General features: G+C 68.6%; 4 protein-coding genes and 1 pseudogene. 1 reads left to right on the top strand and 4 read right to left on the bottom strand.

Going from position 1 to position 7750, the window contains the following annotated elements:
• From D7Y11_RS40225 to D7Y11_RS40210, 4 genes and pseudogenes are all read right to left on the bottom strand, one after another.
• A pseudogene (locus D7Y11_RS40225) lies at window positions 1-250 on the bottom strand (serine/threonine protein kinase); the annotation flags it as partial.
• Window positions 251-263: 13 nt separating this feature from the next.
• A complete protein-coding gene (locus D7Y11_RS40220) occupies window positions 264-1412 on the bottom strand; it encodes a hypothetical protein (protein ID WP_120581412.1) in 1149 nt (382 codons plus the stop codon).
• 149 nt (window positions 1413-1561) lie between these two features.
• Entirely contained in the window at window positions 1562-3007 is a 1446-nt protein-coding gene (locus D7Y11_RS40215; protein ID WP_126936321.1) for a hypothetical protein, read from the bottom strand.
• A 78-nt stretch (window positions 3008-3085) separates the two neighbouring features.
• A complete protein-coding gene (locus tag D7Y11_RS40210) occupies window positions 3086-5518 on the bottom strand; it encodes a transglycosylase SLT domain-containing protein (RefSeq protein ID WP_126936320.1) in 2433 nt (810 codons plus the stop codon).
• A 110-nt stretch (window positions 5519-5628) separates the two neighbouring features.
• Between D7Y11_RS40210 and D7Y11_RS40205 the strand changes: the two genes are divergently transcribed.
• Window positions 5629-7750: ATP-binding protein (locus D7Y11_RS40205; RefSeq protein WP_126936319.1), on the top strand; the 2122-nt coding region annotated here is incomplete at its 3' end.

The raw sequence follows: 7750 nt of genomic DNA, 5'->3' as shown, positions 1-7750 counted from the left end.
CCCCCAGCCACTTCTCCACCCGGTAGCGCCCCGCCACCACCTGCCCGGGGACAAGGCCCTGGCTCGTGGGCACCAGGGGCTGCGGCGTCACCGCGCCCTGGATCAACGTGCCGCCCGGAGACACGGGCGTCCGCACCTGCGGCAGCGTCGGCTCCGAGCCGTCCTCTGCCACGGCGTTGCCCGGCCGCGCGTTCAACGCCTCCGGGCCCAGGTAGGTCAACCCTCCGCTGTCACGGTCCTTGGAATGCACCCGCCCTCCCCTCTCACGACTCCAGCAGCGAGACGGGGGCCGGCGCGCCTGCGCCTTCGATGTCCAGGTGGGGCGTGGGCAGGTTGTATTCAGCGGCGGCGATGGTGGCCTCCACCATGATGGGGCCGGAAATCTCCGTGGGCTCGCCCTGGCAGAGCACCTCCACCACGTGCTCCAGCGTCCACTTGCCCATGCGGCTCACTTCCAGCTGCTTGCCGTTGAACTTCGCCGTGTCCGCCAGCTGATCGCTCGCGGTGAGCTTGGCCTCCACCGAATCACCCAGGTAGCCGCGCGCCAGGTTCAGCACCCGGTCAATCACCGCGCTCCAGGCCTGCAGGTGCGTGCGGTCCTGCGCCTCGTCGATGATGTCCAGGCCCACCTGGAGGCGCTCCATGCGCTCCAGGAACTGCTGCACCAGCTTGCCCCGGATGACGCGGCCGTGCTGCGGGGCGATCATCTCCACCGCGGGCGTGAGCTTCCGGATGGCCGCCACCGCGCGCACCAGCGCCGAGTTCACCGGCATGTAGATCTGATGGAACGCCCGGATACCCGTCCAGTCGGACTCCTCCGCCCACAGGCCCTGCGCCTTGCTGTCCGTGAGGCCGCCGAAGAGGTCGCCCGTGAAGAGCACCCGCGTCTGCGGGTCGTAGAGCATCACCGCGCCCCGGAAGTGGCAGAACGGCGACGGCACCGGCAGCAGCTTGTGCCCCGTGGGCACGCTCAACCCCTGCGAGAACTTCTCCGTCGGGATGAAGCGGTTGCGCGGCAGGTTGAAGTGGACGATGAGCCGCCAGGTGTCCTCGGAGCACAGGATGCTCGCGCGCGGCGAGTAGCGCGCCGAGATGATGTTCGCGGACGAGCCCACGTCCGGATCCTGGTGGTTGATGAAGAGCGCCGACAGCCGGTCCATCCCTCCAATCAGCGACACCACCTTCGTGTGGATGGTGGAGAAGTCGCTGCTCGACCCGGGGTCGATGAGGAGGTTGAACTCAGCGGGTTTCTTCGTCCGGGTGTCCGTGCCCTGAAAGCGGCGCAGGTACGGGTTGGCGAAGAAGATGCCGCCGGGCTCGCGCTTCCCGACCCAGAAGGTCTCGGGGGCGATTTCCACGGCGGTGCGGTTGAGGTCTATCTGTTGAGGGCTGGGGGCGCTGGGCTGACTCATGGCGTGTTTCCTTCACGCAAACGAGGGGGTGGGACTGCCCCTCTAGCCTACCAGTCCCACTCCGATCCCGAGATTCTTCCAGTGTTCCTGCACGGGGGGACATGAGCGCCGCTTCTCGCTCTGCCCCCCCTTCGGCAATCAGGACCAATTCAGTACTCGCCCGACTCCTTGCCCGGCCGGTCGTCGAAGAGCTGCACCCAGCGTCCGTCGAAACCGCCGTTCTGCGGCAGGTACCACCCGCCCTGCAGCCAGAAGCCCTGCTCTCGCCCGTCGGTGTCGTCCGTCACGCCCGAGTGCACGAAGTAGTCGTGCTGCCACCAGTACGAATTCACCGACGCCGGGTAGCCGCTGGCGCTCATGCGCGTCTGCCCCCGCGAGTCCGCCACCGTGCCCGCCCACGACTTGTCGTGGAACTCGCTGGACCCGCCGCCGCCCGTGTCCGACGCCTTGTCGTTCAGCTCGAACGTGCCGAAGAACCACTTCTTCGACGGGTAGCCCTCGCGGTCGTCCTGCCCCTCCACGTCGCGCGTCTTGGAGAAGAAGCGCTGCATCCCCACGCTCACCTCCGCCTGCCCCGCCTCGTTCACCACCGGGCTCTCCAGGTAGAAGAACTGCGGCGCGTCCGGCAGCCAGTGCGTCGCATAGCCCCCGTGCTCCCAGTGCGTGGGGAGGATGTCCGCCAGGTCCTGCAGCTCGTACGTGACGCGCTTCACCGCGGGCCAATTGGCCGAAGACCCGTTGTCATAGCGGCTGGCCTGCGCGTCCGCCGTCGAGTACCGCACCGGCTGTGCGTTGAACGCCGTCACCGCCGCCCCGTCGTCCTCCGGCACGAAGACGAAGTGCAGCTTCTTGCGCCCGTCGTCGTTGTTCACGTCCGCCTCCGCCTTCCCGCCAGACGCCATCCGGCCCGCGAAGAACGAGTACGAATCCGTCACGAAGCGCAACTCCTGCCCGTGCGGCGCCAGCAGCTTGTCGGACCACTCCGCCTGCCAGATGAGCAGGTGGCTGCCCGTGCCCGTCTGCATGAACTGGAGGTCGCCGCTGCCCGCCCGGCGCACGACGTTGCGCTTGTGCTGCGTCACCACCGCATACGCCACGGTCTCGCCGCTGCCCGGGTTGCCCACCACGTTGCGAACCTGGAACTCGACGCGCTCCCAGTCGTGCAGCTGCCAGTTGCCCGCCGCGTTCTTATCCAGCGCGTGATACAGGTGATACACGAGGGTGAGGTTCTTCCCCCCGTCCATGTACTCAATCAGTGACGTGTAGAGCGTCGGCCGGATGCGCCACTTGTCGAACGCGCTGGGGCCCACGCGCGACGCGTCCACGTACTGGTTGATCTGCTTCCAGTGCAGCTTGTTGTTGGAGAAGTCCCCGTCCTGGTCGAAGTCGAAGTTCGTCAGCCAGTCGTAGCCGTGCTTGTTGTCGTTCGCGTTCGCGCGCTTGAAGATGACCGGCGCGTAGTAGCGCAGGAACGCCTGCCGCTGCGCGTTCGTCAGCGACCAGTCCTGCGCCTCGGCTTCAGCCGGAAGACACAAAGCCACCAGGGTGACGACAGCGACAGCGAGGGGAGCGATTCGCGTTCGGAGGGGGAGCATGGCGGCCGACGAAATCACGGCCCGCCCTTCCCCCTCCACAAAGAAAACTCGAATTCAGGCTTCAGCCAGGATTACACACTAACGCGATGCACTAGGCATCACCGGCACCTTCGGCACGCGGCCGTAGAGCAGCTGGTAGGTGTTGTAGGAGCGCAGCACGCGCTTGATGTAGCCGCGCGTCTCCGCGATGGGGATCTCCTCCACCCACGCATCCAGCGCCAGGTCCGGCCTGGCCGCGCGCCAGCGGTTCACCGCGCCGGAGCCCGCGTTGTAGCTGCCCACCGCGTAGGGCGTGTGGCCCTTGAACTGCTTGATGAGCCCGCCCAGGTAGTGCGCGCCGAAGCGGATGTTCAGCTCCGGCTGGAGCAGCGAGTCCACGGTGAAGTGCTTTACCTTGAGCTCGCGCGCCACGCCCTTCGCCGTGGAGGGCATCAGCTGCGTGAGGCCCAGCGCGCCGGCCCAGGACAGGGCCTTGGGGTCCAACGCGCTCTCCTCGCGCATCAGCGCCTGGAGCAGGTCCGGCTCCACGCCCGCCGGCACGGTGTGCTTCTCAATCAGGTCGCGGAACGCGTTGGGATAGGCCACCTCCCACACCGGACGCGTCTGCGCGGTGATGCGCCCGCTCAGGTCCTTGCGCAGCGCGAGCCGCGCGATGGCGTGCGCCGACCGCGCGTCGCCGGACTGAGACAGCACCATCACCAGCAGCCGCATGGACTCCGGCGGCTGGTTGGCGCGGTTCACCAGCATCAGCTCCGACGACACGGAGTCCGCGAAGCCCAGCCGCAAGAGCTCCACGCCCGCGCGGAAGTGGGGGTCATCCCCCATGGGGCCCGCGAACATCGGCCAGGGGCTGGCGGCCTCCGGCACGTCGAAGATGGACGACGACACGGCCTCCAGCCGCTTGGGGTCCAGCTCGCCCAGCTTCGAGCGCGCCATCAGGCCGTAGTACGTGGCCGGGTGCTCCACCGCGAGCTTCTCCATCAGCTCCGCGGCGCCCTGGATGTTCCCGCGCTCCTCCAGCGTGCGAGCCCGCCAGTACTGCGCGCGCTCCACGTCGTAGGACTCGTCCGCGGTGGCGAACTGCGCCTCGATGCGGTCCAGGAAGGAGAAGCCTCCGTCCTCCACCTTCGACGTGCGCGCCACCCAGAAGGCCTTGAAGAGCGCCTCGCCCAGGAAGTCGCCCTTGGGGTACAGCCGCGCGACTTCATCCAGCCGCGCCATGGCCTCCTTGGGGCGGTTCGTCTTCACGTACAGGTCGGCCGCGTAGAAGAGCGCGTCGTCCGCGAACGAGTGGTCCGGGAACTCCTTCGCCAGCCGCTCGTAGGTGTCCGGGCCGTGCTGCTGATCCACGATGGAGCGCGACGAGCCCAGCACGTACAGCGCGCGGGCCAGCAGGTCGCGATCCTTGCACTGCTCCACCACCGGCGTGAGGATCTGGATGGCGGCCGTGTGCTGGCGCTCCTTGCGCTGCCCCTTGCCGAACGCGAAGTGCGCGCGGCACGCGAGCGTGTCCGGCAGCTTCATCGTCTTGAGCATCGGCTCCAGGATGGCCATGCCCTGCTTGTTGCGGTGCGCTTCGATGAGCGCCTCCGCGCGGCCCACCTTGGCGTCCACGGGCGGCGTCTGCCCCTTGAGGCGCTTCTCCACCTGCTTGACGATGGGCGACAGGGGCTGGGCTGCCCACAGCTTCCACAGCGCGGCCTTCTCCGCCGCCTTGTCCTTCTTCTCCACCGCCAGGTCCGCCGTGGCGATGAGCGCCTCCGCGCCCACGTTGCGGCCCCAGCCCGTCATCATGCGCTGGGTGAGCGGCGTCAGCGCCTCCATGGCGCCGTCGTAGTCCCTCTTCTTGCGCAGCACGCGCGCCAGGCCCAGGCGCGCGTCCACGTACATGCGCGAGCCCTCCGGCACCTGCTTGAAGCTGGCCGCCGCGTCATCCAGCCGGCCCTGGGACTCCAGCGCCACGCCCGCGTGCGTGAGGCAGCGGTCCTTCAGCGCCGGGTAGTCGTTGGCGAGCGCCGCCATCTCCGTCGCCGCCGACTTGTCGTCCCCGGCCCGCACCGCGGACAACGCGCGCAGGTAGCGCACCGGCGGGCTGTCCCCTTCACCCTCCAGCAGCACGCGCGCCTTGGTGTACTGGCCCTTGTCGAACGCGTCCTTCGCGTCCCGCTTCTTGCCGTCGGTGAAGTACGGCGTCAGGTCCTCCAGCCCGTAGCGGCGCCCGCGGTGCACCACCGGCGTGGGCGGCACGATCCCCGGGAAGGCCGGGTTGAACACCTGCACGTAGCCCACCGGCAACGGCGCCTTGTCCGCGTCCGGCGGCGGCGTCAGCTGCGCCTCCGACGGCGCGTTGTCCGTGCGCGTCGTGGGGGCCTGATCCGTGTCGTCGCTGGGAGCCGTGGCCGTGGCGGCCGGAGCCGTTGGGGTGGTGCTGGGGACGGCGGGGGCGGGAGCCTGCGCGGACAACAGCGCCGCGGAGGCGAGGAGGGCGAGATGCTGGAGGGACACTTTCATTCGCGGGGGCCTCGGGGACCCTGGGAGATGCGCTCGGGCACGCCCGAGGACAACTGGGGGTGGTTGGAAAATTTCCAGCCCCTGACAGAGGTTAGACTGTCCGCCTGCACATGGATATCCGCACCCAGAGCGCACTGCTTGCTTCCATCATCGGTCTGGCGCTGGGCGTGTCCATGTTGTTGCGCCCCGGACGACCCCGGGTCCTCACGCTCTACTCCGTCTTCACCCTGACGGTCGCTGGGTACTACCTCAGCCTCTTCTTCCACAGCATCTTTCCCTCGCAGGACTACCCCTGGGTGTCCCGCATCGCCCTCGGGGCGACGGTGCTCGCCGTCTCCCTGGTGCCCGGGGCGGCGGTCGCCTTCTTCCTCGAGTTCCTGGGGGTCAGCAAGGGAGCGCACCAGGTCGGCCGGCGGCTCGCCCTCCTGTCCGGCGTGCTGGGCTTGACCGTCGCCGTTACACCCCTGGCGGACAATGGGTGGGCCCGGCTGGCGCTGGGCGCCTGGGTGCTGGGCACGCTGTTCACTTCCGTGTCCTTGCTGGTGCACCGGGTGCGCACGACGGAGTCGCGCATCGAGCAGTTCCGGCTGGCGTACCTGGCCATTGGCGCGGGCGCGGCGGTGCTGTTCAACGGGCTGGACTTCCTGTCGCGCAACGACATCCCGTTCCCCACGCTGGGCCCGGTCTTCGCGACGCTCTACCTGTTCTTCCTCGCGCAGACGCTGTTGCGGCTGCGGCTGATGGACCTGCACGAGCTCTTGGGGAAGATCGCCTCGCAGACGGTGCTGGCGGTCATCCTGGCGTCGGTGTTCACGGTGCTGACGGCGTGGGTGGACGAGAACACGTCGCTCTTCGTCTTCAACACGGTGGTGGCCGCGTTCGTCATCCTCATCCTGTTGGATCCGCTGCGCACCAAGGTGGAGGAGATGGTGGTGCGCATCTTCTTCCGCGAGCGCTTCGCGCTGCTGGGAACGCTGAGCACCCTGCGCGTGCGCATGGCGTCCGTCATCGAAATCTCCGAACTGGCGCGCGTGGTGCTGGACGCGCTGCACGAGACGGGGCGCGTGACGCACGCGTCGGTGTACCTGATGGCGGAGGACCGGCCGGGCTACCGGCTCCTGGACTCGCGAGGCCCGCTGCCGGTGGCGCTGCTGGACACGGCGGCCGCGCGTGGCGTGCTCTTCGCGGTGGCCAGCGGGCAGAAGGCGGTGCTGCTGGAGAACATCGAGCGGCGCATCTCCGTGATGCGGGTGCAGGCGGTGGAGGGCAAGCGCTTCCGCGACGAGCTGAAGCGGCTCAACGACACGCGCGCCGCGCTGCTCCAGATGAAGGCCGGCATCAGCGTGCCGCTGATGGGCAACGACCGCGTCATCGGCTTCCTGAACCTGTGGGACGAACGGGTGCCAGAGGCGTACGCGTCGGATGAAATCGCGCTCATCCTGGAGGTCTCCGAGCGGATGGCGACGGTGCTGGAGAACTCCAAGCTGTACGAGAAGATCCGCGAGCGGGACCGCCTGGCGGCGCTGGGTGAGATGGCGGCGGGCCTGGCGCATGAAATCCGCAACCCGCTGGGCGCCATCAAGGGCGCCGCGCAGTGCCTGGATCCACGGAAGCTGACGGGCGAGGACGGCGAGTTCCTGGACGTCATCGTGGAGGAGGTCAACCGCCTCAACGGCGTGGTGACGGCGTTCCTGGACTACTCGCGCCCGCTGAAGCAGAACTTCGGGCCCACCGACCTCAACGAGGTGGTGACGCGCACGATGCGGCTCATCCAGAACGACATGCCGCCCACGGCGGAGCTGGCGGTGGAGCTGGACCTGCGCCTGCCGCGCTCGGAAGGCGACGCGGAGCAGCTCAAGCAGGTGCTGATCAACCTGGTGCAAAACGCGGTGCAGGCGCTGGGGTCGCAGCCGGGCCGCATCACGGTGCGCACGGAGAAGCCGGAGCGCTTCGGCGACCTGCGCAGCGCGGGCGGCGAGTTCGTGGAGGTGCGCGTCTCCGACGACGGCCCGGGCATCCCGGCGGATCAACAGACGCACATCTTCGTGCCCTTCTTCACGACGAAGCAGAAGGGCACGGGCCTGGGGCTCGCCATCTGCCAGCGCATCGTGAAGAACCACGGCGGCAGCATCAGCGTGCAGAGCAAGATGGGCGAAGGCACCACGTTCATCATCCGCCTGCCGGCCCTGCCCTCCGAGCCGGTGGAGGGCGCGCTGCCGGACGGCACCCCCG

The sequence above is a fragment of the Corallococcus sp. AB018 genome (assembly GCF_003986945.1).
Lineage (GTDB): Bacteria > Myxococcota > Myxococcia > Myxococcales > Myxococcaceae > Corallococcus > Corallococcus exiguus.
This window is presented reverse-complemented; position numbering and strand designations above follow the sequence as displayed.